The sequence below is a fragment of the Curtobacterium sp. PhB190 genome (genome assembly GCF_004365385.1).
In the GTDB taxonomy this organism is placed as follows: domain Bacteria; phylum Actinomycetota; class Actinomycetes; order Actinomycetales; family Microbacteriaceae; genus Curtobacterium.
This window is the reverse complement of sequence record NZ_SODN01000004.1, coordinates 220,664-245,097: the sequence shown is the minus strand read 5'-3', so window position 1 is coordinate 245,097 and position 24,434 is coordinate 220,664. Positions and strand designations below refer to the sequence as shown.

Annotated in this window: 25 protein-coding genes and 2 tRNA genes; 15 read left to right on the top strand and 12 right to left on the bottom strand. The window is 70.8% G+C overall.

The annotated features are described in order from the left end of the window. The first annotated feature begins 33 nt into the window (after nt 1–33). The 3 genes from pepN (at nt 34) to EDF47_RS08480 (ending at nt 4,247) form a co-directional block, all read left to right on the top strand. The gene (gene pepN, locus EDF47_RS08490) at nt 34–2,613 is read left to right on the top strand and encodes an aminopeptidase N (protein ID WP_133936797.1); all 2,580 of its coding nucleotides are present in this window, start codon (nt 34–36) and stop codon (nt 2,611–2,613) included. A 75-nt stretch (nt 2,614–2,688) separates the two neighbouring features. Next, nucleotides 2,689–3,756, top strand: coding sequence for a mechanosensitive ion channel domain-containing protein (locus tag EDF47_RS08485; protein ID WP_133936799.1), 1,068 nt, complete (start codon nt 2,689–2,691; stop codon nt 3,754–3,756). Further along, the gene (locus EDF47_RS08480) at nt 3,753–4,247 is read left to right on the top strand and encodes a globin (protein WP_279586383.1); all 495 of its coding nucleotides are present in this window, start codon (nt 3,753–3,755) and stop codon (nt 4,245–4,247) included. The genes EDF47_RS08485 and EDF47_RS08480 overlap by 4 nt, the downstream gene beginning before the upstream one ends. Before the next feature lie 181 nt (nt 4,248–4,428). Here EDF47_RS08480 and EDF47_RS08475 read toward each other — a convergent pair whose 3' ends face one another. Both EDF47_RS08475 and EDF47_RS08470 read right to left on the bottom strand, forming a co-directional pair. Further along, nucleotides 4,429–5,271 (bottom strand): NAD-dependent epimerase/dehydratase family protein, encoded by an 843-nt coding sequence (locus tag EDF47_RS08475; RefSeq protein ID WP_133936801.1) that lies wholly within the window; start codon nt 5,269–5,271, stop codon nt 4,429–4,431. A 37-nt stretch (nt 5,272–5,308) separates the two neighbouring features. After that, nucleotides 5,309–6,010, bottom strand: coding sequence for a hypothetical protein (locus tag EDF47_RS08470; RefSeq protein WP_111086787.1), 702 nt, complete (start codon nt 6,008–6,010; stop codon nt 5,309–5,311). A gap of 47 nt (nt 6,011–6,057) precedes the next feature. On the opposite strand from EDF47_RS08470, the gene EDF47_RS08465 reads away from it, so the two are divergent. After that, a complete protein-coding gene (locus tag EDF47_RS08465) occupies nt 6,058–6,921 on the top strand; it encodes an acyl-CoA thioesterase II (protein ID WP_133936803.1) in 864 nt (287 codons plus the stop codon). On the opposite strand, the gene EDF47_RS08460 is transcribed toward EDF47_RS08465, so the two are convergent. Together EDF47_RS08460 and ettA are read right to left on the bottom strand one after the other, a co-directional pair. Then, nucleotides 6,908–7,363, bottom strand: a complete 456-nt coding sequence (locus EDF47_RS08460; protein WP_133936805.1) for a thioesterase family protein — start codon at nt 7,361–7,363, stop codon at nt 6,908–6,910. The two genes, EDF47_RS08465 and EDF47_RS08460, sit on opposite strands and share 14 nt — an antisense overlap. Before the next feature lie 32 nt (nt 7,364–7,395). After that, nucleotides 7,396–9,081 carry an energy-dependent translational throttle protein EttA gene (ettA, locus tag EDF47_RS08455; RefSeq protein WP_111086790.1) on the bottom strand — a complete coding sequence of 562 codons (1,686 nt, stop codon included), beginning with the start codon at nt 9,079–9,081 and terminating at the stop codon, nt 7,396–7,398. Nucleotides 9,082–9,271: 190 nt separating this feature from the next. Here ettA and EDF47_RS08450 point away from each other — a divergent pair, with 190 nt between their 5' ends. Then, the gene (locus tag EDF47_RS08450; protein ID WP_133936807.1) at nt 9,272–9,997 is read left to right on the top strand and encodes a hypothetical protein; all 726 of its coding nucleotides are present in this window, start codon (nt 9,272–9,274) and stop codon (nt 9,995–9,997) included. Between the two features lie 57 nt (nt 9,998–10,054). Here EDF47_RS08450 and EDF47_RS08445 read toward each other — a convergent pair whose 3' ends face one another. The 3 genes from EDF47_RS08445 to msrA all read right to left on the bottom strand — a co-directional run bounded on the left by EDF47_RS08445 (nt 10,055) and on the right by msrA (nt 11,612). Beyond that, nucleotides 10,055–10,720 (bottom strand): single-stranded DNA-binding protein, encoded by a 666-nt coding sequence (locus EDF47_RS08445; RefSeq protein WP_133936809.1) that lies wholly within the window; start codon nt 10,718–10,720, stop codon nt 10,055–10,057. Between the two features lie 123 nt (nt 10,721–10,843). Continuing rightward, on the bottom strand, nt 10,844–11,047 hold the full coding sequence (locus tag EDF47_RS08440; protein WP_123294006.1) for a methyltransferase: 204 nt from the start codon (nt 11,045–11,047) through the stop codon (nt 10,844–10,846). Nucleotides 11,048–11,084: 37 nt separating this feature from the next. Next, nucleotides 11,085–11,612 carry a peptide-methionine (S)-S-oxide reductase MsrA gene (msrA, locus tag EDF47_RS08435; protein WP_123294007.1) on the bottom strand — a complete coding sequence of 176 codons (528 nt, stop codon included), beginning with the start codon at nt 11,610–11,612 and terminating at the stop codon, nt 11,085–11,087. A gap of 158 nt (nt 11,613–11,770) precedes the next feature. Between msrA and EDF47_RS19780 the strand changes: the two genes are divergently transcribed. Both EDF47_RS19780 and EDF47_RS08425 read left to right on the top strand, forming a co-directional pair. Continuing rightward, the gene (locus EDF47_RS19780) at nt 11,771–12,037 is read left to right on the top strand and encodes a hypothetical protein (RefSeq protein WP_111086795.1); all 267 of its coding nucleotides are present in this window, start codon (nt 11,771–11,773) and stop codon (nt 12,035–12,037) included. 89 nt (nt 12,038–12,126) lie between these two features. Beyond that, complete coding sequence (locus EDF47_RS08425; RefSeq protein WP_133936813.1) at nt 12,127–13,467, top strand: hypothetical protein; 1,341 nt, start codon at nt 12,127–12,129, stop codon at nt 13,465–13,467. 82 nt (nt 13,468–13,549) lie between these two features. Here the strand turns inward: EDF47_RS08425 and EDF47_RS08420 are convergent. Further along, nucleotides 13,550–13,622: transfer RNA gene (locus EDF47_RS08420), tRNA-Arg, on the bottom strand. A gap of 112 nt (nt 13,623–13,734) precedes the next feature. Here EDF47_RS08420 and EDF47_RS08415 point away from each other — a divergent pair. The 3 genes from EDF47_RS08415 to EDF47_RS08405 all read left to right on the top strand — a co-directional run bounded on the left by EDF47_RS08415 (nt 13,735) and on the right by EDF47_RS08405 (nt 17,265). Beyond that, nucleotides 13,735–14,538 carry an acylneuraminate cytidylyltransferase family protein gene (locus EDF47_RS08415; RefSeq protein ID WP_133936815.1) on the top strand — a complete coding sequence of 268 codons (804 nt, stop codon included), beginning with the start codon at nt 13,735–13,737 and terminating at the stop codon, nt 14,536–14,538. Continuing rightward, on the top strand, nt 14,535–15,407 hold the full coding sequence (locus EDF47_RS08410) for an N-acetylneuraminate synthase family protein (protein WP_133936817.1): 873 nt from the start codon (nt 14,535–14,537) through the stop codon (nt 15,405–15,407). Before EDF47_RS08415 ends, EDF47_RS08410 begins: the two co-directional genes overlap by 4 nt. A gap of 274 nt (nt 15,408–15,681) precedes the next feature. After that, a complete protein-coding gene (locus EDF47_RS08405; RefSeq protein WP_133936819.1) occupies nt 15,682–17,265 on the top strand; it encodes a DUF6716 putative glycosyltransferase in 1,584 nt (527 codons plus the stop codon). Here EDF47_RS08405 and EDF47_RS08400 read toward each other — a convergent pair. Together EDF47_RS08400 and EDF47_RS08395 are read right to left on the bottom strand one after the other, a co-directional pair. Further along, entirely contained in the window at nt 17,209–17,469 is a 261-nt protein-coding gene (locus EDF47_RS08400; RefSeq protein ID WP_133936821.1) for a thioredoxin family protein, read from the bottom strand. The two genes, EDF47_RS08405 and EDF47_RS08400, sit on opposite strands and share 57 nt — an antisense overlap. 29 nt (nt 17,470–17,498) lie before the next feature. Further along, nucleotides 17,499–17,789, bottom strand: coding sequence for an oligoribonuclease (locus EDF47_RS08395; protein WP_111086801.1), 291 nt, complete (start codon nt 17,787–17,789; stop codon nt 17,499–17,501). Nucleotides 17,790–17,870: 81 nt separating this feature from the next. On the opposite strand from EDF47_RS08395, the gene EDF47_RS08390 reads away from it, so the two are divergent. The 5 genes from EDF47_RS08390 to EDF47_RS08370 all read left to right on the top strand — a co-directional run bounded on the left by EDF47_RS08390 (nt 17,871) and on the right by EDF47_RS08370 (nt 21,571). Continuing rightward, nucleotides 17,871–18,311, top strand: a complete 441-nt coding sequence (locus EDF47_RS08390; RefSeq protein ID WP_123294015.1) for a MarR family transcriptional regulator — start codon at nt 17,871–17,873, stop codon at nt 18,309–18,311. After that, nucleotides 18,308–19,549, top strand: a complete 1,242-nt coding sequence (locus EDF47_RS08385; protein ID WP_131878453.1) for an MFS transporter — start codon at nt 18,308–18,310, stop codon at nt 19,547–19,549. The genes EDF47_RS08390 and EDF47_RS08385 overlap by 4 nt, the downstream gene beginning before the upstream one ends. A gap of 762 nt (nt 19,550–20,311) precedes the next feature. Continuing rightward, a complete protein-coding gene (gene orn, locus EDF47_RS08380; RefSeq protein WP_123294017.1) occupies nt 20,312–20,950 on the top strand; it encodes an oligoribonuclease in 639 nt (212 codons plus the stop codon). Between the two features lie 75 nt (nt 20,951–21,025). Next, nucleotides 21,026–21,101 (top strand) — tRNA-His (locus EDF47_RS08375). 125 nt (nt 21,102–21,226) lie between these two features. Beyond that, nucleotides 21,227–21,571, top strand: coding sequence for a metallopeptidase family protein (locus EDF47_RS08370; protein ID WP_123341128.1), 345 nt, complete (start codon nt 21,227–21,229; stop codon nt 21,569–21,571). Between the two features lie 137 nt (nt 21,572–21,708). Here EDF47_RS08370 and EDF47_RS08365 read toward each other — a convergent pair whose 3' ends face one another. Beyond that, on the bottom strand, nt 21,709–22,974 hold the full coding sequence (locus EDF47_RS08365; protein ID WP_133936823.1) for an acyl-CoA dehydrogenase family protein: 1,266 nt from the start codon (nt 22,972–22,974) through the stop codon (nt 21,709–21,711). After that, nucleotides 22,971–24,404 carry an LLM class flavin-dependent oxidoreductase gene (locus tag EDF47_RS08360; RefSeq protein ID WP_133936825.1) on the bottom strand — a complete coding sequence of 478 codons (1,434 nt, stop codon included), beginning with the start codon at nt 24,402–24,404 and terminating at the stop codon, nt 22,971–22,973. The genes EDF47_RS08365 and EDF47_RS08360 overlap by 4 nt, the downstream gene beginning before the upstream one ends. Between the last annotated feature and the right edge of the window lie 30 nt (nt 24,405–24,434).

Here is a 24,434-nt window from a genome sequence, read left to right as displayed (position 1 = left end):
TCGTCCGCGTCCTCAGCGAAGATGGAGCGTTGCGTGCCCGGAGAGAACCTCACCAGAACCGAAGCCCAGGAACGTGCCGGCATCGTCAGCGTGCAGACGTACGACGTCGAGCTCGACCTGACCCGCGGCGCCGAGACGTTCGGCAGCACCACCCGCGTGCGCTTCACCGCGACCGCCGGTGCGTCCACGTTCATCGACGCGATCACGAAGACCGTGCACTCCGTCACCCTGAACGGCACCGCGCTCGACGTCGCCGCGGTGAACGACGGCGTCCGCATCCAGCTCGACGACCTGCAGGAGCAGAACGAGCTCGTGGTCGTCAGCGACGCGCTGTACACGAACACCGGCGAGGGCCTGCACCGCTTCGTCGATCCCGTGGACGACGAGGTGTACCTGTACTCCCAGTTCGAGGTCCCCGACTCGCGCCGCATGTTCGCGGTGTTCGAGCAGCCCGACCTCAAGGCACAGTTCTCCTTCACCGTGACGGCGCCGTCACGGTGGCAGGTCGTGTCGAACTCCCCGACGCCCGAGCCCCACGTCGACGGTGAGAACGCGACCTGGGCCTTCCCGCCCACCGCGACCATCTCGAGCTACATCACGGCGCTCATCGCCGGCCCGTACGAGGTCGTCCGCGACGAACTCACGAGCAGCGACGGCCGCACCATCCCGCTCGGCGTCTTCGCGCGCAAGTCGCTGGCCGAGTACCTCGACCCCGAGTACGTGTTCGAGACCACGAAGAAGGGCTTCGCCTACTACGAGGAGAAGTTCGACGTCCCGTACCCGTTCGAGAAGTACGACCAGCTCTTCGTGCCGGAGTTCAACGCCGGCGCGATGGAGAACGCGGGCGCGGTCACGTTCACCGAGACCTACGTCTTCCGCTCGAAGGTGACCGACGCCATCAAGGAGCGCCGGGTCGTCACGATCCTGCACGAGCTCGCCCACATGTGGTTCGGCGACCTCGTCACCATGAAGTGGTGGAACGACCTGTGGCTGAACGAGTCGTTCGCCGAGTGGGCCTCCACGATCGCCACCGCCGAGGCCACCGAGTGGACCGAGGCCTGGACCACGTTCCAGGCGATGGAGAAGTCCTGGGCCTACCGCCAGGACCAGCTCCCCTCGACCCACCCGATCGTCGCGACGATCAACGACCTCGAGGACGTCCAGGTCAACTTCGACGGCATCACGTACGCCAAGGGCGGCTCCGTCCTGAAGCAGCTCGTGGCGTGGGTCGGCATCGACGCGTTCTTCGCCGGCGTCTCGGCCTACTTCAAGAAGCACCACCACTCGAACACCGAGCTGCGCGACCTGCTCGTCGAGCTCGAGGCCACCAGCGGCCGCGACCTGTCCGAGTGGTCGAAGCTCTGGCTCGAGACCGCGGGCGTCAACACGCTCCGCCCGGAGATCGAGGTCGACGCGTCCGGCGCGATCACCGCGTTCGCCGTCCTGCAGGAAGCGCCGGCCGACTACCCGACGCTCCGCCCGCACCGCCTGGCCATCGGCGTCTACTCCTTCGGGACGGACGACTCCGCGCCGTTCGGTGCCGACACCGCGTCGTCCGGCGGCAAGCTCGAGCGCGTGCACCGCGTCGAGATCGACGTCGACGGCGCACGCACCGAGGTCCCCGAGCTCGTCGGCGTGCAGCGCGGCGACCTCGTGCTCCTCAACGACGACGACCTGGCCTACGCCAAGATCCGTCTCGACGAGCAGTCCCGCACGACGGCGATCGAGCACCTCGCGGCCATCGCGAACCCGCTCGCGCGCTCCATCGTGTGGGGTGCGATGTGGGATGCCACGCGCGACGCCGAATCGCCCGCCAGCGACTACGTCCGGCTCGCGCTCGGCAACATCGCGACCGAATCCGAGTCGACGACCATCCGCACGACCCTGTCGCAGCTGCTCCTGACGACGCGCAACTACGTGGCGCCGTCGAAGGTCGACGCCACGGTCCGCACGGTGGGCGAGACGCTCTGGCAGCTCGCGGCCTCGGCCGAGGCCGGGTCGGACGCCCAGTTCCAGTTCGTGAAGTTCTTCGCACAGATCGCGTCGACGCCCGAGCACGTCGCCACCCTGCAGGGGCTGCGCGACGGTTCGGTCACACTGAACGGGCTCGAGATCGACACCGACCTGCGCTGGGAGCTGCTCGAGGGCCTCGTGCTCGCCGGTGCCGCCTCCGATGCCGAGGTCGACGCCGAACTCGCGGCCGACAAGACCGCGTCGGGTGAGCAGGCCGCGGCCCGCGCCCGTGCGACGATCCCGACCGCCGAGGGCAAGCTGGCCGCCTTCGCGTCGCTCGTCGACTCCTCCGAGCTGCCGAACGCGATCGTGCGCCAGACCACGGTCGGGTTCCAGCACGTGAACAGCCCTGTCGTGCTCGAAGGCCTCGTGCCGAAGTACTTCGAGGTGCTCACCCGCATGTGGGCCGAGCGCAGCTACCACATGGCCGACACCATCGTCTCGGGCCTCTACCCGGCGCCGCTCGCGTCGGCCGAGCTCCGCGACGCCGCCCACGCGTGGCTCGAGGCGCACCCGGAGACCCCGGCGCTGCGGCGGATCGTGTCCGAGAGCGTCGCGGGCACGGAGCGTGCGCTCCGGGTGCAGGCTGCCGACGCCTGAGCTCGAGTGACTGATCGGCGGGGTCTTGGCGTTCCTCATGGAACGCCGAGGCCCCGCCTTTAGCATCGACCGGATATGACCTTGGCTGCAGAGACCTCCGACGTCCCGAAGTGGGCATCCAACGCGTTCACCCAGTTCGTCGACGCCTGGCACATCCCGATCACGATCGTGATCACGATCATCGCGGCGATCATCCTGCGCGTGATCCTCCGCCGGATGATCAAGCAGATCGTCGACCGTGTCGTGAACGGCGTGAAGAAGCGTCAAGGCGCCGAGGACACGCAGGCACTCATCGCGTCGCCGGTCCAGACCGCGCGCGTGGTGCAGCGGACCCGCACCCTGGGCAGCGTGCTCGAGAACCTCGCGACGGTCATCGTCGTGGTGGTGGCCCTTGCGATCATCATCCCCGTGGCGATCCCGGACGCCGCCGTCGGCATCGTCGGTGGCGCGTCGCTCGTCGCCGCGGGCCTCGCCGTCGGCGCACAGTCGATCGTGAAGGACCTGCTGTCCGGCATCTTCATGATCCTCGAGGACCAGGCCGGCGTCGGCGACGTCGTCGACACCGGGCAGGCCACGGGCGTCGTCGAGAACGTCGGACTCCGTGTCATGCAGGTGCGCGACGTCAACGGGATCCTGTGGTTCGTGCCGAACGGGCAGATCCTGCGCGTCGGCAACCTGTCCCAGGGCTGGTCGCGCGTCCTCGTCGACATCACCGTCCCCTACGACACCGACATCGACGCCGTGCAGGACGCCCTGCTCGCGGCCGCCGTCACCATGTCGCAGGAGCCCCGCTGGCGCCAGCGCATCGTCGAGAAGCCCGAGATCTGGGGGCTGCAGTCGGTCTCCCCCGACGGCATGGTGTTCCGCCTCGTCGTGAAGACCCGCGCCTCCGAGCTCGACGTCGTCGGCCGCGAACTCCGCGCCCGCCTGAAGCACGCCGTCGACGAGCTCGGCATCACCCTGCCGGCGATGGCGATGATCATGCCCGAGGGCTGGGAGAACGCGACCTCGATCAACGGCCTGCGGTCCGTGCAGACGCGGCCCACCCCGGCACCGACCAAGCCGCGACGCACCAAGCGCAACGTGCTCGGGCAGCCCATCCGCACCGACGACCACCACGACGGTGGGAAGGACTCCCAGTGACCGATCCCACACCTCCGAGCAGTGGCCCCGGCGGGGCTGGTCTCGGCATGCCCGGCGTGCCGGGTGTTCCGGCGCAGCCCATCACGCTTCGGGTCGGCGAGCACGGCGCCTCGGCCACCGGCTCGCTCTTCGACCGCATCGGTGGCGCCCCGACCTTCGACCGGCTCGTGCGCCGCTTCTACGAGGGCGTGCAGCAGGACGACGTCATCTGGCCGATGTACCCGGCCGACGACCTCGAGGGCGCGATCTGGCGCCTGTCGGCTTTCCTGCAGCAGTACTGGGGCGGGCCGGGCACCTACAGCGAGGAGCGCGGACACCCCCGGCTCCGGATGCGGCACAACCCGTTCCGCATCACGTCCGAGGCCCGCGAGCGCTGGCTGCACCACATGCGCGAGGCCGTCGAGTCCCTGCAGCTCGCACCCCTCGACGAGGCCGAGCTCTGGGCGTACCTCGACCGCGCCGCGCACGCCATGACGAACACCTTCGACTGACGCCTGCTCTTCAGCCGCCCAGGTTCCGACTGCCGTCCAGGTTCCGACTGCCGCCCAGGTTCCGAAATCTGCACATCTCGGCGGCGCTTCGTCCCGTTCGTGGAACCTCGGCGAACGGCGTGCGGCGTGTTGTGGAACCTCGACGGCGCTGACGCCGTCGTCAAGGGCCGTTCGTCCGCCTTCAGCGCGCGTACGAGCCGGTGGCGAGGTCCTGGACCAGGGACGGGTGCGTCGGGTTCCAGCCGAAGGCGGAGCGGGCGTGGGCTCCGGACGCCTCCTGGTGCAGGAGCAGCGCGTCGGCGAAGGCCCCACCGAGTCGCTCGCGCGAAGCATCGACGCTCTCGGCCACGACCGGTGCGCCGTGCGCCCCCGCTTCGGCGAGCTCGCGCACCGTCGGGTTGTCCCCGGTCGCGGCGACGATGTACCCGTCCAGCTCGGCACGCTCCAGCGCGAGGACGTAGAGCTCGCCGAGGTCGTCGACGTGCACCGTGGTCCAGCGCTGCGAGCCGTCACCGACCAGCGTGACCGGCTGGGTGCCGTCGCTGACGAACATCGCGGGGATGCCGGCACCTCGCCCGTACACGATGCCCGGGGCGACGATCGTGGTCCGCACGTCACTCGCCCGCACGGCAGCCTCGTTCGCCGTGCGCCACGACGTCAGCTCGGGCGGATCGATCGGGGACTGCTCGGAGATGTCCGTCGAGTTGCCGAAGGTGAAGATGCCGCCGGTGTGCACGAACGGCTTCGGTGTGCCGGCGGACGCGCGCAGGACCGTCGCGGTGAAGTCCGGGTCGACGTCGGGCGCGGACGCCGTGTGGACGACGCCGTCGGTCTCGTGCAGCAGCCGTTCGACGGCCTCGGTGTCGGTGACGTCCCCGACGAGGGCGTGCCCACCGGCGTCACGCACGTGTTGCGCCTTCTCGTCGGAGCGGACGATGGCGGTCACCTCGTGCCCGTGGGCGACGAGGGCGCGGAGGACAGAGGAACCGATGTACCCGGACGCACCGGTGAGCAAGACGTGCATGCGGCCAGCCAACCACCTGGCCAGGACGTGACGTTCGCTACAGGTTCAGGGTCCAGGCGCGGCGTTTGACGAGCACGTGCCCACGCGACGTCGTCAGACGGCTCCACGGACCGGTCTCGAACAGGCGGACCGGGTCGTGCCCGAGGAAGCCGAGGCTCTCCCCCGCGAAGCCCGCACCAGCGGGCAGGTGCTCGATGCCCGGCACCGGACGGCCCCAGACCTCGGATCGCACCTTGCGGATGATCGCCTCACCCGCGTTGGTCGGGACGGCGTCGGCGACCTCGGCGATGCCGTCACGGGTGGCGCGGCGCAGCAGCTCCGGCGAGACGTCGGGCAGCGGCACCCATCCGCCACGGGGCGGGGAGATCGCCGCCCACGTCACGGTGTGGACCTCGTGCGGGAGCTCGACCTCGATCGGGGTGGCCCGCGTCGGGTCGGCGCCGTCGGCGTGCTCGGCGTCCTGTGCCTCGGCGAGGAGCCGGAGCCGCTCGAGCAGGGACTGCAGCGGCACCACGGCGTCGATCGTCGCGGGCTCGGTGAGCGAGAACGTGCGGAGGCCGAGCACCGTCGGCAGCTCGTCGAGGAGTCCGAGGGGGTACAGGATCGCCGTGTAGACCGCGAGGACACCGGAGTCGGCGATGAACCGGACCGAACCGTCCTCGATCCGAGCGGCACGTCCGAGGTACGTGCGGAGGTCCCCGAGGGAGGCGGCGTCGGGAAGCGTGAACGAGGTGCCCATGTCGAACCGATCCTACCGGCGCACCCTGTGTTCGTAGACTGCACCACGTGAACGGCGAACCCGACTTCCTGCGGACCCTCCGACTCGAGGACACCGGTGCGAGCACGGGTGAGACGATCCTCACCGGCGCGAACCACTGGTCCCCCGGCGGGCGGGTGTTCGGCGGCCAGGTGCTCGCCCAGTGCATCGTCGCCGCGCAGGCCACCATCGAGGGGCGTGACATCCACTCGATGCACGGGTACTTCCTGCGCCCCGGCGACATCGACGTGCCGATCACCTTCGGCGTCGAACGCATCCACGACGGTCGGTCCTTCGCGACGCGGCGCGTGCAGGCCTACCAGCGCGGAGTTCCGATCTTCTCGATGATCGCGTCGTTCCAGGTGCCGGACACCGGGGTCGAGCACCATGACCCGTACCCGGTGGACACGCCGTCACCGGAGTCGCTGCCGTCCGCCGCGTCGATCCTTTCCACCATCGACCACCCCGTCGCCAAGGCCTGGGCCGAGCGCTCGATCGACCTGCGGCACGTCGAGGGACCGGTGTTCGTCGACGTGCAGGGCGAGCACGTGCCGCACCAGGCGGTCTGGTTCCGTGTGCAGGGCGACCTGCCGGACGACCCGGCGCTGCACCGTGCGGTCCTCGGGTACGCCAGCGACCTGTCGATCCTCGAACCGATCATGCGGCGGCACGGCGTCGCCTGGGGCACGCCCGGCGTGAAGAGCGCCAGCCTCGACCACGCGATGTGGTGGCACCGCGACGGTCGGGCCGACGAGTGGATCCTGTACACGCAGGAGTCCCCCAGCGCGCAGGGCGGCCGGGGGCTCGCGTTCGGCCGGATGTTCTCCCGCGACGGACGCCTGCTGGCGACCGTGGCGCAGGAGGGCATGATGCGGGTCCCTACGGGCGGCTGAACTCCACCGGGGACTCGAGGTACTGCTCGCACGCCGCACGCTCGGCCGCGGTCAGCCGCCGAGGACGGTTCGTGGCGGCGTCCACCATGACGAGCGCGGTCGTCGCCCGGGTGTAGAGCTCGGCCGGCTGCTGCCCGACCGGGGACCAGACCTCGTACGACACGTCGACGCTCGCCCCGCCGAGCCGCCCGATCCACATCTGGATGTCGAGCGGCTGGCGCAGGTACGGGATCGACGCGAGGTACTCGAGGCGCTGTCCGGCGATCACCGTCATCGTGCCGGAGCCCGGCCGACCGTCGATGATCGGCTCGGGCAGGCTGCCGTCCGCCGACAGCTCACCCTCGTCCGGACCCCAGAACCCCACGATGCGCGCCTCTTCGAGCAGGCGCAGCATCGCGGAGTTGTTGACGTGGCCGTAGGCGTCGATGTCGCTCCACCGCATGCGGATGGGAGCGTGCAGTCTCGCCACGCGGGTCAGTCGCGGGTGAGCTTGCGGTACGTCGCGCGCCCGGGCTTCGCGGCGTCGGCACCGAGGCGCTCGATCTTGTTCTCCTCGTACGCCTCGAAGTTGCCCTCGAACCAGTACCAGTTCGGCGTGCCGTCCTCGTTGAGGCCTTCCCACGCCAGGATGTGGGTCGCGATGCGGTCGAGGAACCACCGGTCGTGGGTGATGACCACGGCGCAACCGGGGTACTCGAGCAGGGCGTTCTCGAGGCTGCCGAGGGTCTCGACGTCCAGGTCGTTCGTCGGCTCGTCGAGCAGCAGCAGGTTGCCGCCCTGCTTGAGCGTCAGCGCGAGGTTCAGGCGGTTGCGCTCGCCACCGGACAGGATGCCGGCACGCTTCTGCTGGTCCGGGCCCTTGAACCCGAACTGCGAAACGTAGGCGCGGGACGGGATCTCGGTCTTGCCGACCTGGATGTAGTCGAGCCCGTCGGACACGACCTCCCACAGGTTCTTGTTCGGGTCGATGCCGCCACGGCTCTGGTCGACGTACGAGATGTCGACGGTGTCGCCGATCTTCAGCGTGCCGCCGTCGAGGGGTTCGAGCCCGACGATCGTCTTGAACAGCGTCGTCTTGCCGACACCGTTCGGGCCGATGACGCCGACGATGCCGTTGCGGGGCAGCGTGAACGACAGGTCACCGATGATGACGCGCTCACCGAACTGCTTGTGCAGCTTCTCGGCGTCGATGACCTGCGAGCCCAGACGAGGACCCACGGGGATCACGATCTCCTCGAAGTCGAGCTTGCGGGTGCGCTCGGCCTCGGTGACCATCTCTTCGTACCGGGCGAGACGGGCCTTCGACTTCGCCTGACGACCCTTGGTGTTGCTGCGGACCCAGTCGAGCTCGGAGGACAGGCGCTTCGCGAGCTTCGCGTCCTTCTTGCCCTGCACCTCGAGGCGCGCACGCTTCTTCTCGAGGTACGTCGAGTAGTTGCCCTCGTACGGGTAGAGGCGACCACGGTCGACCTCGGCGATCCACTGGGCGACGTGGTCCAGGAAGTACCGGTCGTGGGTCACGGCGAGGACGGCACCGTGGTACTGCTGCAGGTGCTGCTCGAGCCACTGCACGCTCTCGGCGTCCAGGTGGTTGGTGGGCTCGTCGAGCAGGAGCAGGTCGGGCTTCTGGAGCAGGAGCTTGCAGAGCGCGACGCGACGCTTCTCACCGCCGGACAGGTGCGTGACGAGCTCGTCCCCCGGGGGGCACTGGAGCGCGGCCATGGCCTGCTCGAGCTGCGAGTCGAGGTCCCACGCGTCGGCAGCGTCGATCTCTTCCTGCAGTGTGCCCATCTCGGCGAGGAGCGCGTCGAAGTCGGCGTCCGGCTCGGCCATCAGCGCGGAGATCTCGTTGAAGCGGGCGAGCTTCGCGTGGATCTCGCCGACGCCTTCCTGGACGTTCTCGAGGACGGTCTTCGTCTCGTCGAGCTCCGGCTCCTGCATGAGGATGCCGACGGTGAAGCCCGGCGTGAGCTTCGCCTCACCGTTCGACGGCTGGTCGAGACCGGCCATGATCTTCAGGATCGTCGACTTGCCCGCACCGTTCGGTCCCACGACGCCGATCTTGGCGCCGGGGAGGAACGACATCGTGACGTCGTCGAGGATCAGCTTGTCGCCGACCGCCTTGCGGGCGCGGACCATCTGGTAGATGTACTCAGCCATATCGGCCCCAAGTGTAGTGACCCCGTCGGTGCGTCGCGCGCCCGGAACGGGATCGCCGCTTCGCGCACCCGGCGGGACGGGGGTCTGTCGGGATCCCTGGCGACGACGTAGGTTGTCCTCGCCAACCACCTCGGGGACCGTCGCTCACCACGACGCGGACCGATCCAGGATCACGGACGGGATGACAACCATGACCAGGCACGCCACACGACTGCGCCGACTCGCGCTCCCCTTCGTCGGAGCGATCGCGCTCACCGTCGCCCTCGTCGCACCGGCCGCGCCGGCATCGGCCGCCGGTGCCGTCCCGAAGGGGAACCCGTACCTGCTCTACACGGCGAGCATCAGCGCCAACGGGTCCGGCACGGGCTACTCGTCGTACATCAACGTCCACGACGCCCACAACAACGCCTACTCGTTCGGCATCCAGTCGGACAAGGGGTCCCCCGAGAGCAAGGGAAAGCCGCGCTACATCTGGGAGCGCGTGCAGAACGGCAAGTTCACCTACGGCTACCTCGGTCCGGCGACGAACAAGCTCACGCCGATCGGGATGCGCTGGTACAAGAACGACGTCGCGACGATGATCGTGAACCACAGGACGATCGGCACCCTCAAGCTCAACCTCGACGGCCGGCTGTTCTTCAACGCCGAGGCGAACGCCCGACTGAACGGCGACGTCGTGCACTCGACCGTGCAGAACACGCGCATCACCGTCGGCGACCGGAAGGGCCAGACCGGCTTGAACGGCACGTGGAACACGAGCTTCTCGTTCCGCGGGCTGAAGGCGACGCAGACGAACAAGCCGCGGATCCAGGGCGCGACCTTCAAGATCGACGGCCGGGTCGCCGGGCTGCCGCGCGGTGGGAACTGGGACACCGAGCAGGTGTCCGGCATCGCGATGATCGCGCAGAAGTGGTGACCGTCCGGCGCGTCTGGCCCGGTTCACGCGGCGGCCCGGTTCACGCCGCAGCCCGGTTCACGCCGCGACCCGGTCGAGGGGCGCGTCGTGGTCCGGCGCGTCGGGGTCGAACGCGGCGCCGTCCTGTTCGAGCATGCGCTCTGACGGCCCGACCGGGTCCGCATCGTCGAGCCGGTGGTCGCTCCCGGCCTCGTCCTCGTCCCCGTCCTCGTCTTCGTGGTCGGGCACGCGCCCGTGGTCGGACTCGTGCTCGTGCGCCTGACCGTCGAGCGCAGGAGCAGCGGCCAGCCCGCCGCCGTGCACCTCGCCGGTCCGGGGATCGACGCCCCGCACCCCGCCGTGCCCCGACGTCGTGTCGTTCACCTGCCGCGGCACCCGGACCCAGTTGCTGATGCCCCACGCCAGGTCGTGCCCGATGCCGTCGGCGTCGATCTCGACCGACGTGCCGCCCCGGCCGTCGCGCTCCCAGGTGCGGATCCGGACGCGGCCGGACACGACGATGCGGTCGCCCTTCTTCAGGGACTTGAACACGTTCGACGCGAGGGAGCGGAACGCGGTGACGGTGTACCAGTTGGTCGCACCGTTGACCCAGGCCGCGCTGGCCCGGTCCCATCGACGTGACGGTGAGGCGAGCCGGAGGCTCGTGATGGCGATGCCGGTCTCGGTGACGAGGTGACGGGGTTCCGTGGCGACGATTCCGCAGACGGTGATGATGTCGTTCATGCGTCGATCGTCATCGAGCCCGGGGCTGCGGAAGCAGCCCCGGGCTCGATCTGTGGCGAGTGGACCCGATCAGGCGACCTGTGGAGGACGAGTCCCCCGGGCCTCCTGTCCGGCCCTGGACCGCTAGTGCGCTCGGAACTCGGGCCGCGCCGCGAGCGGGCCGAGCGCAGCGTGGACCGCGCCCTTCGCCGACTCGAGCGACGGGTAGAGCCCGCCGGCGCGCCCTCGTCCGTAGAGCTCGACCTGGAAGCCGTCCGCGGCACGGTGGATGCTGCCCACCGCACCCGCCGGACCGATCGCGACCCAGGTCCCGGTGTTGTTCGTCATCGTTCGACCACCTCCTCGTGGCCCCGACGCCCGAGGATCAGGACGCCAGGATGTACTGACTGTAGGCCTTGCGGACCTTGTTCACCTTCGGCAGCGCCACTGCGAGGCAGTAGCCCTGACCGGGGTTCTTCGCGAAGAAGTCCTGGTGGTACTCCTCCGCCGCGTAGAACGTCGTGAGCGGCTCGATCGTGGTGACGATCCCGCCGTCCCAGATGTCGGATGCGCGCTGGATCGCCTGCTCGAAGAGCGCGCGCTGCGCGTCGTCCGCCGGGAACATCGCCGAGCGGTACTGCGTGCCGACGTCAGCGCCCTGCCGGTTCAGCTGCCGCGGGTCGTGCAGCGTGAAGAAGACGTCGAGGATGACCTCGGCCGGGATCACCGTCTCGTCGAAGGTGACCGCGACGGCCTCGGCGTGACCGGTCGAGCCCGTGCACACCAACTCGTACGATGGGTTCTCCACCCGACCGCCGATGTAGCCGGACTCCACGTCCTGCACGCCCTGGAGCGTGCGGTACACGGCATCGAGACACCAGAAACACCCACCTGCGAGCACGAATGTGGTCATGGCCACAACCTACCTCCCCGACATCCGTGCGGGGTTGGACAGGGGACACCCCCTCCACAGCACGCACCGCTCGTCCCGCCGTCCACGATGCGTCGGCAGAGCCCCGGCGTGTCGGTGGTGGCCCGTAGCGTCGAGACCACACCGACCAGGAGGCCACGATGCAGACCACGACCGAACCCGCACTGCGGATCCGCACCGTCCCGCTCTCCCGGTCGCGCGGCGACTACCGAATCCTCGACGTCCGCGACGACCTGAGCCGCGTGACCCGCGCCAACGGCGAGATCGTCGGCTACGTCGACCGCATCGACGTCGCCGGTGACACCGCCTACCGCGCCCGTCGCTACGTCGCCACCGAGCGTCGGTTCGTCGAGCTGCCGAACGTGTGGTCCGCCGACGACGCCGTGGACTGCCTCCGTTGGTCATGATGTTCCAGATTGGAATCATCTCGGGTCGGATGCGCGGAACGCCGTTCGTCCTCCCCGGGGCCTGACCGTTTCGTGAGTATGGTGCGCGCATGGACTGGTGGAACGACCTGACCGACTGGACTTCGTCCGACGACGGGTGGCGGGTGATCTCGGGTGCCGCGATCCCCTTCGTCGCCATCGTCGTCGCCGGCGTCATCGCGGCACTCATCGGACGGGGTGCGACCAAGCGGGTCGTCGCCCTGCAGGAGCGCGAGTCGAAGAACGCCGCCGTCGCGGCGATCATCTCCGCGGCGCGCAAGGCCGCTGCCTGGGGCTCGCTCGGGCACGACGAACGCGGCTACGCGGACCACCTGGCGGAGGACGCCGACATCCGGCTCCGGTTGCTCCCCGTGCAGGGTGCGCCCCTTGCCGCCAGCTGGGCGCAGCACGAGATCGCCGACATCAAGAAGAACTCGTCGACCTTCAGCTTCCAGGCTGACCAGTCGCTCGCCGAGTTCCGCGACCGCCTGCTCGAGTGGCAGGCCCGTCCGGGCCGCGCACGCAAGCTCTTCAAGGCCGACCTCGAGCGCTGGAAGTTCGAGTCCCCTGACCCGGACGCCGATCTGATCAAGCGCCAGCAGGACTGGAACGCCGACCAGAACGGCGCCGCCCGACCGCAGACCCCGACCCAGGCTGCTCCCGCCCCGGCGGCTCCCGTCGAGCGCCCGACGCCGACGACGACTTCCCTGCGTCCGGCACAGCGTCCGGGAACCACGCCCGCCTCCGCGCCGTCGGCCCCGGCCAACGCCGGGTCGGCGCCCGCCGGTGGCACTCCCGCTGCCGCAGCTGCCGCCGCTCCCGCCGCAGGACCCGGGTTCTCGGTGAACCGCGGTGGGTCGGACGCCAACGCCACCCGCTCGTACGGCGAGAACACCACCCGCGTCTACGGCGACGACGCCGCACCGCCCGTGCGCCCGGCACTCGGAACCCCCACGTCACCCGCACGTTCGACCCCGAGCCGCGGCACCGACGACACCGAGGTGGTGGACGACGACGCCGTCACCAAGGCCTTCGGCGACACCGACCGGGTGACCTCCGACCGGGTGACCTCCGACCGGGTGACCCCGGCCCGCGGCACCGACCGTCCCGCACCGTCCACCGTCGCGACACCTGCGCCGACCTCGGCCGACGCCCACGTCAACCGGACGCCCGCCAACGACGTCCCGACGAACCCGGGGACACCGACCACCCCGGGTGCACCGACGACCCCGGCGTCCGCTCCGGCTCCGAAGGTCGAGACGCCGGGCACGACGAACACGACGTCGATCCCGACCCGCATCACCCAGGCCCCGGCAGAGCCCACCGACGCGAGCGAGACGTCCGAGGCGCCGTACACGCAGCCGATCAGCGCCTCCGAACTCCGTCGCCGCGCCGCGGACGACGACGAGTAACGGGCACGGACACCCAGCACCCAGCACCCCCACGAACGAGCAACGGGCCGCCATCCGATCGGATGGCGGCCCGTTCGCGTCGTGCCCCCGGCAGGAATCGAACCCGCGGCACGGTGGGTAGAAACCACCTGCTCTATCCACTGAGCTACGGAGGCGAGCGACGTCGATTCTAACCGGGACCCGCCGCTCGAGCGGTTCCGGAACGGTTCGGCCGTCGTCTGCCCGCAGTTCGCCTCCGGGACACCCGCGCTTCGTACCGTGCGGGGGATGCACTCCTCTGCCACCGTCCTCGCCGTCGTCCCCGCACGCGCCGGCTCGAAGGGCATCCCGGGCAAGAACCTCCGGACGGTCGGAGGTCGGTCGCTCGTCCGTCGGGCCGTGGAGTCGGCACGCAGCGCAGCACTGATCGACGCCGTGGTCGTCACGACCGACGGTGACGCCATCGCCGCCGAGGCCCGCGCCGCCGGCGCCGACGTGGTCCGACGGCCGGCCGATCTCGCGGGCGACCAGGCATCGTCGGAGTCCGCGCTGCTCCACGTGCTCGACGAACTCGAGGCCGCCGGCGATGCGCTGCCCGAGGTCCTGGTGTTCCTGCAGGCGACCTCGCCGTTCATCGACCCGGACGACCTCGACACGGCGATCCGGCGCGTCTCAGAGGGGCACGCCGACGTCGTGTTCGCCGCAGCGCCGTCGCACGCGTTCCTGTGGCGCATCGCCGACGACGGTTCCGCCGTCGCCGTGAACCACGACGCGGCCACCCGTCCGCGTCGCCAGGACCGCGCGGCCGAGTACCGCGAGACCGGCGCCTCGTACGTCATGCGGACCGACGGCTTCCGGCAGCACCGGCACCGCTTCCACGGCCGCGTCGAACTCATCGCCGTCGACCCCGCCGGCGCGATCGACATCGACGACGAGACCGACCTGATCGCGGCCGACGCCACGGCCGAAGCCACGGCCGCAACCGAAGAGCACGCCACGGCCGACGCCCGCGCAGCCGCCGTTCCGATCCACGCCCCGGACCACGACCCATCCCCGACGCGGGCAGCCCCCGCACTGAACGGAGCACCATGACCGTCACCATCGGCACGTCCACGATCGGCGCGGGCCACCCCGCGTACCTCATCGGCGAGATCGGCCTCAACCACAACGGTGACGTCGACATCGCCAAGCAGCTCATCGACGTCGCCGCCGACGCCGGACTGCAGGCCGTCAAGTTCCAGAAGCGCACCCCGGCGATCTCCACGCCCGAGCACATGAAGAACACGCCCCGCAGCACCCCGTGGGGCGAGATGACCTACCTGGAGTACCGTTACCGCGTCGAGTTCGACCGCGACCAGTACATCGAGATCGGCGACCACGCGACGCTGCGCGGCCTGGACTGGTTCGCCTCGCCCTGGGACGAGCCGTCGGTGGACTTCCTCGAGGACCTCAACGTCGTCGCGTACAAGATCGCCTCGGCGTCGGTGACCGACCTCGGGATGCTCGCGGCCGTCGCCGCCACCGGCAAGCCCGTCATCCTGTCGACGGGCATGTCGACGCTCGAGCAGATCGACGCCGCCGTCGACGTCCTCGGAACCGACCGCCTCGTGCTCATGCACGCCACGTCGACGTACCCGCTCCCCGCCGAGGAGGCGAACCTGCGCATGATCGACACCCTCGCGCACCGCTACTCGGCCGTGCCCGTCGGGTACTCCGGCCACGAGCCGGGCCTGCAGATCTCGATCGCCGCCGTCGCCCTCGGCGCCACCGCGGTCGAACGGCACATCACGCTCGACCGCACGATGTGGGGCTCGGACCACGCGGCCTCGCTCGAGCCGCACGGCCTGAAGACCCTGGCGCGGGACATCCGGATCATCGAGACCGCGCTCGGTGACGGGGTGAAGCGGATCTTCCCCGGCGAGCGGGCGCCGCTCGCGAAGCTGCGCCGCGTCGGCGCGTGAGCGTATGCAGCACCCATCCGACCGCCGGCGAGCGGGCGCCGCTCGCGAAGCTGNNCCCCCCGGCGAGCGGGCGCCGCTCGCGAAGCTGCGCCGCGTCGGCGCGTGAGCGTATGCAGCACCCATCCGACCGCCGGCGAGCGGGCGCCGCTCGCGAAGCTGCGCCGCGTCGGCGCGTGAGCGTATGCAGCACCCATCCGACCGCCGGCGAGCGGGCGCCGCTCGCGAAGCTGCGCCGCGTCGGCGCGTGAGCGGAGACCACGTGAGCAGAGGGCACGTGAGCGGCCCGGTCGACGAGACCGGCGCCCTGGACGTGCCGGCTGACGGGGGTGCGTCGACCGTCGGACGGGAGGCGCGCCTCCCGTCCGGCCCGTCACCCCGCGGCCGACGTGTGGTCGCCCTGGTCGACACCGACTCGTTCGCCAAGTGGGGCGCCCACCTGCTCGCCGCGGCACCGGCCGGCTGGGACCTCGACCTGCGGACCGTCGCGACGCCGCGTTCGGCCAGCGCGAAGCAGCTGCGCTCGGCGTTCCGCGGGCTCGACGCACGACTCGCGCACCTGCGGACGGATCCGCCGACGCCGAAGGACGTCGACGCCGTCGTCGAGGAGCTCCGCGTCGATCCGCCCGACGCCGTCCTCGTGTCCCTGATCGGCCCGGTCGCCGAACTCGTCATCGACGAGGTGCACCGCCGGATCCCGGACCGGCCGGTGCTGGTGTCCGGCCTGCCGGGCATCTCGTTCCCGGCGAAGTGGAAGGGCATCTTCTTCCGTGCGCGGGCCGACCTGTTCGTGCTGCACAGCCACCGCGAGGTGCAGGCGTACGAGGAGATGGCCATCGAGGGCGGTGTCGAGCCGCACTTCGCGCTCGCCACGCTGCCCTTCGCCCGGAGCGCGAGCGCCAGCGCCAGCGCCAGCACGGGCGCGACTGCGATCGCCAGTACGGGCGCGACTGCGATCGCCAGTACGGGCGCGCCCGGTGCGCCCGGCGCACACGTCCGCGACGCCGTCGTCTTCGCCGCCCAGCCGAGCGTCCCGCTGGAGCGCGTCGACCGGGCCCTCGTCGTGCAGTGGCTCGTCGCGACCGCACGGCAGCACCCGGAGTGGCGCATCGTGGTCAAGACCCGCGCGGCCGCCGGCGAACACCAGACGCACCGCGAGGAACACCCCTACCCCGACCTCGTGCCGGCCGACGCACCGGCGAACCTGGTGGTCGAGAGCGGGCCGATGGCCGAACACCTCGACCGTGCGGTGGCCCTCGTGACGATCAGCTCGACCGCGGTGCTCGAAGCGGCCGCACGTGGTGTGCCCGCGCTGACGTTGACAGACTTCGGCATCGGCCGCCACCTCATCAACGAGGTGTTCGTGTCGAGCGGCCTCGAGGGCGACTCGGTCGACCTGGTGGACGGCCGGTTCGGCACGGTCCGACCGAGCTGGACGCAGGACAACTACTTCCACCCGGCGTCGGACGACGACTGGCAGCGCCGGCTCACCGAGCTCATGGCGCAGCGCGACGCTGGGACGCTCGTCGACCGGGAACCCGCACGTCGTAGCCGAGGCGGGGTGCTGCGCCGGGCCTGGGAGCGGAAGAACGCCCTGGGCGGATCGGACCGCTCGGCGCTGGGCTGGCTCGCGCTCGTGATCGGGGCGCCGATCCGGACGACGAAGCGGCTGGCGCGGAAGGCCAGGGCGCTGGTCGACCCGCCGGAGCCGGTCGTGGTGGCGGCGCCGACGTCGCAGCGGGCGGCGGGCGGCGCGGTCGGCGAGCGCGTGGCGGCCGCCGGCAGCGCTGCGGGCGCAGCCGGGTCAGAGGGCCTTGGCGATCGCCAGCAGGAGCTGGTCGCGGGTGGGGACCCCGGGTGAACGGAAGACCTCGACCCCGTCCTCCCGCCGCACGATGATCGTGGGCGTGGAACGGATGCCGAGGTCCTCTGCGTCGTCGGGGTACGACGCCACGTCGCGTTCGGTCACGGCGAGCCCGGGGACGAGCGCCGACGCCTCGGCCGACACCCGGCGGGCGGCGGCGCACGGCGCACAGAAGGCGGACGTCCAGAGGTCGAGCTGCATGTGACCGTGCAACGCGTCGGCGCGGGGTTCTACTCCCGGTCGAACTCGCCGCTGCGGTCGCCGCGGTCGGCGAGGTCGTCCACCGGGTCGGACTCCCCCGGCTCGTACGTGAACTCGACCGAGGTCTGGTCGAGGACCTGACGGGACTTGGTGGCGCGGTAGGTGAAGGCCGTCTGCAGGCCCTCGACGTCGGCGAACACCGTGACCTCGTCGTCCAGCGCGTCGCTCGTCGCGGTGCGGGTGTCGGTCGTGCCGTCGAAGGGTCCGCCGTGGAAGATCGCGGTGTACTCGTCGCCTTCGTGGATGGTGATGTCGCTCATGCGTCCCTTCTACCAGGCGGTGCCTGTTGCGGCCTGTTCCGGTCTGTTGCGCAATGCATAGCATTGCTATATAGTTCAGCTATGGAAACAACGCGTGCGCAGACGATCGAGACGCTCCTCGTCTCCGTCAACCGCCTGATCCGCAGCGCCGCGCAGTCGACGGGCAACACCACGTCGGCCGCGGTCTGGCGCACGCTCGGCATCCTCGAGTCCGACGAGCCGCTCCGGCTCGGTGAACTCGCGGCGGCCTCGCGCGTGGCGCAGCCCACGATGACCCGGCTCGTCACGGGCATGCTCGCCGACGGTCTGGTCACGCGGAGCGTCGACCCCGACGACTCCCGCGGCCAGCTCATCGAGATCACCGACGCGGGCCGCGCCCGGCTCACCGCCTGGCGCGCCACGCTCACCGACACGGTCGGCCCGTTGTTCGCCGACCTCACCGACGACGACTGGGACGTGCTGCACCACGCGTCCGTCCTGATCGCCCAGCGCACCACCACCAGAACGGAGACCACCGCGTGAACGCCCACGCACCTGCCGGCCAGTCCGGCTCCATCCTCAAGCAGTCCTCAGCGGTCTGGGCGATCGCCTTCGCCTGCGTCGTCGCCTTCATGGGCATCGGCCTCGTCGACCCGATCCTCCCCGCGATCGCTGGATCGCTCAAGGCGACCCCGGCGCAGACCGAGCTGCTCTTCACGAGCTACCTGGCCGTCACCGGCGTGGCGATGTTCTTCACGAGCTGGGTCTCGAGCCGCATCGGCGCGAAGCGCACCCTGCTCATCGGTCTGGCGCTCATCGTCGTGTTCTCGGTCCTCGCTGCGACGTCGAACAGTGTGTGGAGCATCATCGACTTCCGCGCCGGCTGGGGCCTCGGCAACGCGCTCTTCATCTCCACCGCCCTGGCGACCATCGTCGGTGCAGCGTCGGGCGGGACCGCCTCGGCGATCATCCTGTACGAGGCAGCGCTCGGCCTCGGCATCGCCGTCGGCCCGCTCGTCGGCGGCCTGCTCGGGTCGGTGAGCTGGCGCGGCCCGTTCTTCGGTGTCACCACCCTGATGGCCGTCGCGTTCATCGCCATCGTCGCGCTCCTCAAGACCGGCAGCCTCGAGAAGCCGACGCCCACGAAGCTCTCGGCGCCGTTCCGCGCACTCGGCCGTCCCGCGCTCGCCGCACTCGCCGCGACCGCGCTCTTCTACAACATCGGCTTCTTCGTCCTGCTCGCCTACACGCCGTTCCCGCTCGGCTTCGGTGCGCTCGGCATCGGCTTCACGTTCTTCGGCTGGGGCCTCGGTCTCGCGATCACCTCCGTCTGGGTCGCCCCGATGCTCACCGCCCGTCTCCGCAGGACGACGGTCCTGAAGATCGCGCTGCCCCTGCTGGCACTCGACCTCTTCGCCGCGGCCGTCGTCGTGGACTCGCAGGTCGGCCTCATCATCTGCGTCATCATCGGTGGACTCGTGCTCGGTGTGCTGAACACGGTGCTCACGGAGTGCGTCATGGAGGCCACGGACCTGCCCCGCTCGGTCGCCTCGAGCGCCTACTCGGCCGTCCGCTTCATCGGCGGCGCCATCGCCCCGCCCGTCGCGACCCTGCTCGCCGACGCGTACGCCCCCTCGGCCGCGTACGTCTTCGCCGGAGCGTCCGTCGCCGTCGCGTTCGTCGTGATCCTCTGCACCACGAAGGTCCTGCGCCGCGTGGACGACGGTGCCGAGCCGGAGCGAGTCGAGGCCGAGGCGATCGGCGCCGGCGAGATGTCCTAGCCGCACACCTTCCCGCCCCGCCCCCCTCCTGCGCGAGCGGGCGAAACACCCGGGTGCCTCCAGACGCGGCCCGGGTATTTCGCCCGCTCGCGCTCTGCGCACTGGGCGCACGCACGTCCGCCCTCCGTCGTCCGCCCAGCTGGCCGCGAGCGGGCGGAATGCCTGAGTCCCCTGCAACGTGGCCCGGGTATTTCGCCCGCTCGCGCTCTGCGCACTGGGCGCGACCAGCCTGGAGGCGCGGCGCCAGTCCGACGGACCGCCACCGGGCCTCCAGGCAGTCACCACCACGGTCCCCTCCGCCTCCGCCTCCGCGAGCGGGCGAAATGCCCGGGTGCCTCCCGCCGTGGCCGTGGCATTCCGCCCGCTCGCGGAAGCGCGGAGTGGCCGGAGCGCAGCCCCCTCCCGAGCGTCTCGCCGAGCGGGCGAAATACCCCGCCACCCCGCCGCGCAACCCCGGCATTTCGCCCGCTCACGGTGCGCGCGCTGGACGCGACCAGCCGGGAGGCCCGACACCCGCCCGACGGACCGCCATCGGGCCTCCAGGCCGTCACCACCACCGCCCCACGCGCCTCCGGCACGGCCGCGCCCGCGAGCGGGCGAAACACCAGGGTGCCTCGCGACGCGGCCCGGGCATTTCGCCCGCTCGCGGGTTCGGGGACGCGACCGCGCACCAGCCGCGGACGCAGCCGCGGACGCGCCCCCGCACCGGCCGCGCACCACCTGCGCACGGGGCGCGCGCGGGCCGGGAATAGGATCGTGCACATGGCAACCGCGAATGACCGCCTCGTCTGGATCGACTGCGAGATGACCGGCCTCGACCTCGAGGTCGACGAACTCGTCGAGGTGGCCGTGGTCATCACCGACTTCGACCTCGAGCCCGTGCACCCCGGATTCGACATCGTGATCAAGCCGGACCAGTCCGCGCTCGACAACATGAACGAGTTCGTGACGAACATGCACGTCACGTCGGGGCTCATCGAGGAGATCCCGAACGGCGTCAGCCTGGCGGACGCCGAGTACCAGGTGCTCGAGTACATCCTCGAGCACGTCCCGGCCGAGGGCACCGCTCCCCTGGCCGGCAACACCATCGGCACCGACCGTGCGTTCCTGTCCAAGTACATGCCCCGCGTCGACGGCCACCTGCACTACCGCAGCGTCGACGTGTCGAGCATCAAGGAGCTCTGCCGCCGCTGGTTCCCGCGCGTGTACTTCAACTCTCCGGAGAAGCACGGTGGGCACCGTGCCCTCGCGGACATCCTCGAGTCGATCCGCGAGCTCGAGTACTACCGCCGCGCGGGCTTCGTCGCCGAGCCGGGGCCGACCACCGACGAGGTGCGTGCCGTCCAGGCCGAGGTCGTCGAGAAGTGGGAACCGCGCCTGGCGCAGCCCGCAGCCGAGTGACGACACGGGTGGTCGGCACCGCCCGCAGCATGTACTACTATTGAGTGGTCGCGCCGGTCCGCCGGTGTGTGCATGGTGGATATAGCTCAGTTGGTAGAGCGCCTGGTTGTGGTCTAGGAGGTCGCGGGTTCGAGACCCGTTATTCACCCCAGTCGAGGGAGAGCCCCAGTTGCGTGTGACGCAACCGGGGCTCTCCCTCTGTGTTTGTCTGGGCGCCTCCGGCGCCGTGCGGCTTCGCCGCGAGTGGTCAGGGCGGTGTGGGACGATCCCTGCGTGATGGAGATGTCCGCCGACGACTTCGAGCAGCTCGTGACCGACGAACTCGACCTGCTCCCCGACGAGATGGTCGACGGGCTCGACAACGTGGTGTTCGTGGTCGAGGACGAGCCGGAGAACGGCGAAGAGCTCTTCGGCGTGTACGACGGCATCGCGGCGACCGAGCGCGGGCAGTACGGCTTCGGTGAGCTGCCCGACCGCATCGTGGTGTTCCGCAAGCAGCACCTGGCCGAGTGCGACACCGTCGAGGAGCTCAAGGACGAGGTGCACACCACCCTCGTGCACGAGATCGGGCACTTCTACGGCATCGACGACGAGCGCCTGCACGAGCTCGGCTGGGCGTAGCGGACGCCCCGAGACTCGTCGCGCGGGGGCCGAGACTCGGGCTCTGCGACACTTCTCGGCGCTCGGGACGCGAGAAGTGTCGCCCACGCCGAGTCTCGCCGCCGCCGCCCCCGCCCGCCGGACAGCCGCCGCCCCCCTCAGAACCGCGTCGGCCCCACCTCGTGGTACTTCTCCCACGCGCCGACGGGTCCGCGCCCGTGCAGCGCGTACTCCCCCACGAGCCGCTCCTTGTAGACGGCCGGGTTGTGGGACGCCACGACGCGGGCGTTCCGCCAGTGCCGGTCCAGCGCGCGCGTCCGGTCGGCAGCGGACGCCCCACCGACCTCGAAAAGCTCGGAGCACGACCGGAGTACCCGCGGCCCGATCTCGACCTGCGCCTGGTAGACCGCGTTCTCGGCCGCGTCGAGCAGCGCGCGGTCCACCCCGACCCCGGGCTCGTTCGTCGCGACGACCTGGTCGAGCAGCCCCGCGGCAGCGACGACGAGCGACCGGGCAGTGAACGCCCCGGCGGACAACCGACCGAGGACCGCCAGCACCTGCGGGTCCTCCCCCGGCGTCGCCGCGTTCGCGTGGATGTACGTCCGGGTCCGCGGCCGCACGAAGGCGACCGCATCGTCGGACACCGCCTGTCCGATGCCGGCCAGGACGGCCAACAGGTACAGCTGGAAGAAGGCCTGGATGTGCGACAACGGCGCGTCCTTGTACGCCGAGACCACGGCGGGGTCGACCGGCACCCCCTCGAACACGGTGGTACCGGAGGCGGTCAGCCGCTGGCCGAACCCGTCCCAGTCGTCGACGCTCGTCACGCCCGGTGCGTCGACCGGCACGGCGAACGTCACGCGGTCGCCCGAGCGGTCCGCGGCCAGGTAGATCCAGTCGGCGTAGAGCGTGCCGGTCGAGTAGAACTTCCGCCCGTCGAGACGGAGGGAATCGCCAACAGGCGTCACCGTCGTCGAGATGTCGGCCAGGGTCGTGCCGGTCCGCTCCGAGGTCGCGTTCCCCACGATCGCCCCGTCGACGATGCGCTGGAGCCATTCGTCCCGTCCGGCCGACGAGGGCCGGAGCAGCACGAGTTCGGTGTACCCGAAGTGCCCACGCCACAGGTGCGCGATGTTCGAGTCCGCGGCCGCCAGGTCCGCCACCAGCTGCACGAGTTCGACCAGGGTCACGCCGAAGCCGCCGCGGTCCTCGGGCACGCGCAGCCGGCCGAACCCGGCGTCGGCGAGTGCGCGGACCTCGGCGTGCGGCAACGGCCGGTCGCCGGGGGTGCCGGAGGCGAGCTCACGCTCGACCGCGCCCTCGCGGATGGTCGCGAACACGGGTGCGAAGCGTTCGCGCAGGGTCGCCAGACGATCGGCCGGGAGGCCCGTCACCCGTCCGTCGGTCGTCGTCGCGTTCGTCATGCGGTCACCTCCACGGCACGTGCCGCCTCCGCAGGCGCCGTCACGGTTGCGCTCGCGCCGCCCGTGAACGCGCCGCGCCACTGCCGGGCGGGGTGCGAGTCCGGCAGCTGCGGGTGCCCGAAGAGCTTCTCGCGCAGGGTGCCTTCGCGGTACTCGGACTGCATCAGCCCACGCTCCTGCAGGGTGGGCGCGATGTGGTCGACGAACTCCTCGTACGAGCCGGGCAGCGTCCAGTTGATGACGTTCACCCCGTCGACGCCGACGCGCTGCCAGTCCGCGAGTTCGTCGGCGATCTGGTCGGGCGTGCCGACGACCCGCGCACGGAGCTTGGCGGACAGGCGGGCGAGGTCGGCGATCGTGGGTTCGCGGTCACCGGCGGCCTCGCGGAGCCACTGCAGGTGCGACTGCCCGGCGTGGGTGCGGACCTCGGACAGCGGGGTGTCCGGGTCGAGGGCCTCGCCGGTGTCCGGGTCGAAGCCGAGGTTCGAGTGCACCAGGAAGCCGTCGGCGGCCAGGTACTCGTCGATCTCCGCTTCCTTCGCCTTCGCCTCGGCCTCGGTGGACCCGGTGACGAAGGTCAGCCCGAGGAAGAACGCGATGTCCTCCCGCCGACGCCCCGCGGCCTGGGCGAGGTCGCGGGTCTCGCGGATGAGCTGCTCGGTGGCGTCGCGGTTCGAGGTCAGGATGAACTGGGCCTCGGCGTTCCGCGCGGCGAAGGCCCGACCGGTGGGCGAGGAGCCGGCCTGGAACAGCACGGGCGTCCGCTGCGGGCTCGGTGCGCTCAGGTGCGGCCCCTGCACGTCGTAGCGCTTCCCGTGGTGGTCGATGCGGTGCACCTTGTCGGGGTCGGCGTAGCCACGCACCGGGTCCTTCAGGACGGCGCCGTCCTCCCACGAGCCCTCCCAGAGCTTCGCGCAGACCTCGAGGTACTCCTCGGCCCAGACGTAGCGCTCGTCGTGCTCCTCGAGCCGGTCGGCGCCGAAGTTCCGGGCGGCGCTGTCGAGGGCGCTCGTGACGACGTTCCAGCCGATCCGGCCCCGGGTGATGTGGTCGAGGGTGGAGACCTTGCGGGCGAAGTCGAACGGGTGCGACTGGATGACGCTCGACGTGAACGCCAGGCCCAGGTGCTCGGTCGACACGGCGAGCGCGGAGAGCAGCACCGAGGGGTCGTTCGAGGGGATCTGCAGCCCCTCGCGCAGGTTGGTCGAGTAGTCGCCGCGTCCCGGCCCGTAGGTCCCGACGACGTCGGCGAAGAACATCGCGTCGAACTTGCCGCGCTCGAGGGTCCTCGCCAGGTCGGTCCAGAGCGTGACGTCGTCGAAGTCGGCCTGACGGGCGTCCGGGTGTCGCCAGAGGCCGTGCTGGATGTGCGACGTCGTGTTCATGACGAAGGCCGCGAAGCGCAGCGGGCGGTTCGGTGCATCGCTCATGCACCCCATCGTGGTCGGCGGGCACCGCCC

Coding starts and splice junctions, on each gene's coding strand:
- EDF47_RS08410 (WP_133936817.1), top strand. CDS start 14,535: ATGACCGTCACCATCGGCACGTCCACGATCGGCGCGGGCCACCCCGCG.
- EDF47_RS08440 (WP_123294006.1), bottom strand. CDS start 11,047: ATGACGAACAACACCGGGACCTGGGTCGCGATCGGTCCGGCGGGTGCG.
- orn (WP_123294017.1), top strand. CDS start 20,312: ATGGCAACCGCGAATGACCGCCTCGTCTGGATCGACTGCGAGATGACC.
- EDF47_RS08475 (WP_133936801.1), bottom strand. CDS start 5,271: ATGCACGTCTTGCTCACCGGTGCGTCCGGGTACATCGGTTCCTCTGTC.
- EDF47_RS08370 (WP_123341128.1), top strand. CDS start 21,227: ATGGAGATGTCCGCCGACGACTTCGAGCAGCTCGTGACCGACGAACTC.
- EDF47_RS08445 (WP_133936809.1), bottom strand. CDS start 10,720: ATGAACGACATCATCACCGTCTGCGGAATCGTCGCCACGGAACCCCGT.
- EDF47_RS08395 (WP_111086801.1), bottom strand. CDS start 17,789: ATGAGCGACATCACCATCCACGAAGGCGACGAGTACACCGCGATCTTC.
- EDF47_RS08460 (WP_133936805.1), bottom strand. CDS start 7,363: ATGCGGTGGAGCGACATCGACGCCTACGGCCACGTCAACAACTCCGCG.
- EDF47_RS08425 (WP_133936813.1), top strand. CDS start 12,127: ATGGACTGGTGGAACGACCTGACCGACTGGACTTCGTCCGACGACGGG.
- EDF47_RS08415 (WP_133936815.1), top strand. CDS start 13,735: ATGCACTCCTCTGCCACCGTCCTCGCCGTCGTCCCCGCACGCGCCGGC.
- EDF47_RS08360 (WP_133936825.1), bottom strand. CDS start 24,404: ATGAGCGATGCACCGAACCGCCCGCTGCGCTTCGCGGCCTTCGTCATG.
- EDF47_RS08485 (WP_133936799.1), top strand. CDS start 2,689: ATGACCTTGGCTGCAGAGACCTCCGACGTCCCGAAGTGGGCATCCAAC.
- EDF47_RS08470 (WP_111086787.1), bottom strand. CDS start 6,010: ATGGGCACCTCGTTCACGCTTCCCGACGCCGCCTCCCTCGGGGACCTC.
- EDF47_RS19780 (WP_111086795.1), top strand. CDS start 11,771: ATGCAGACCACGACCGAACCCGCACTGCGGATCCGCACCGTCCCGCTC.
- EDF47_RS08450 (WP_133936807.1), top strand. CDS start 9,272: ATGACCAGGCACGCCACACGACTGCGCCGACTCGCGCTCCCCTTCGTC.
- msrA (WP_123294007.1), bottom strand. CDS start 11,612: ATGACCACATTCGTGCTCGCAGGTGGGTGTTTCTGGTGTCTCGATGCC.
- EDF47_RS08365 (WP_133936823.1), bottom strand. CDS start 22,974: ATGACGAACGCGACGACGACCGACGGACGGGTGACGGGCCTCCCGGCC.
- EDF47_RS08390 (WP_123294015.1), top strand. CDS start 17,871: ATGGAAACAACGCGTGCGCAGACGATCGAGACGCTCCTCGTCTCCGTC.
- ettA (WP_111086790.1), bottom strand. CDS start 9,081: ATGGCTGAGTACATCTACCAGATGGTCCGCGCCCGCAAGGCGGTCGGC.
- EDF47_RS08400 (WP_133936821.1), bottom strand. CDS start 17,469: ATGCAGCTCGACCTCTGGACGTCCGCCTTCTGTGCGCCGTGCGCCGCC.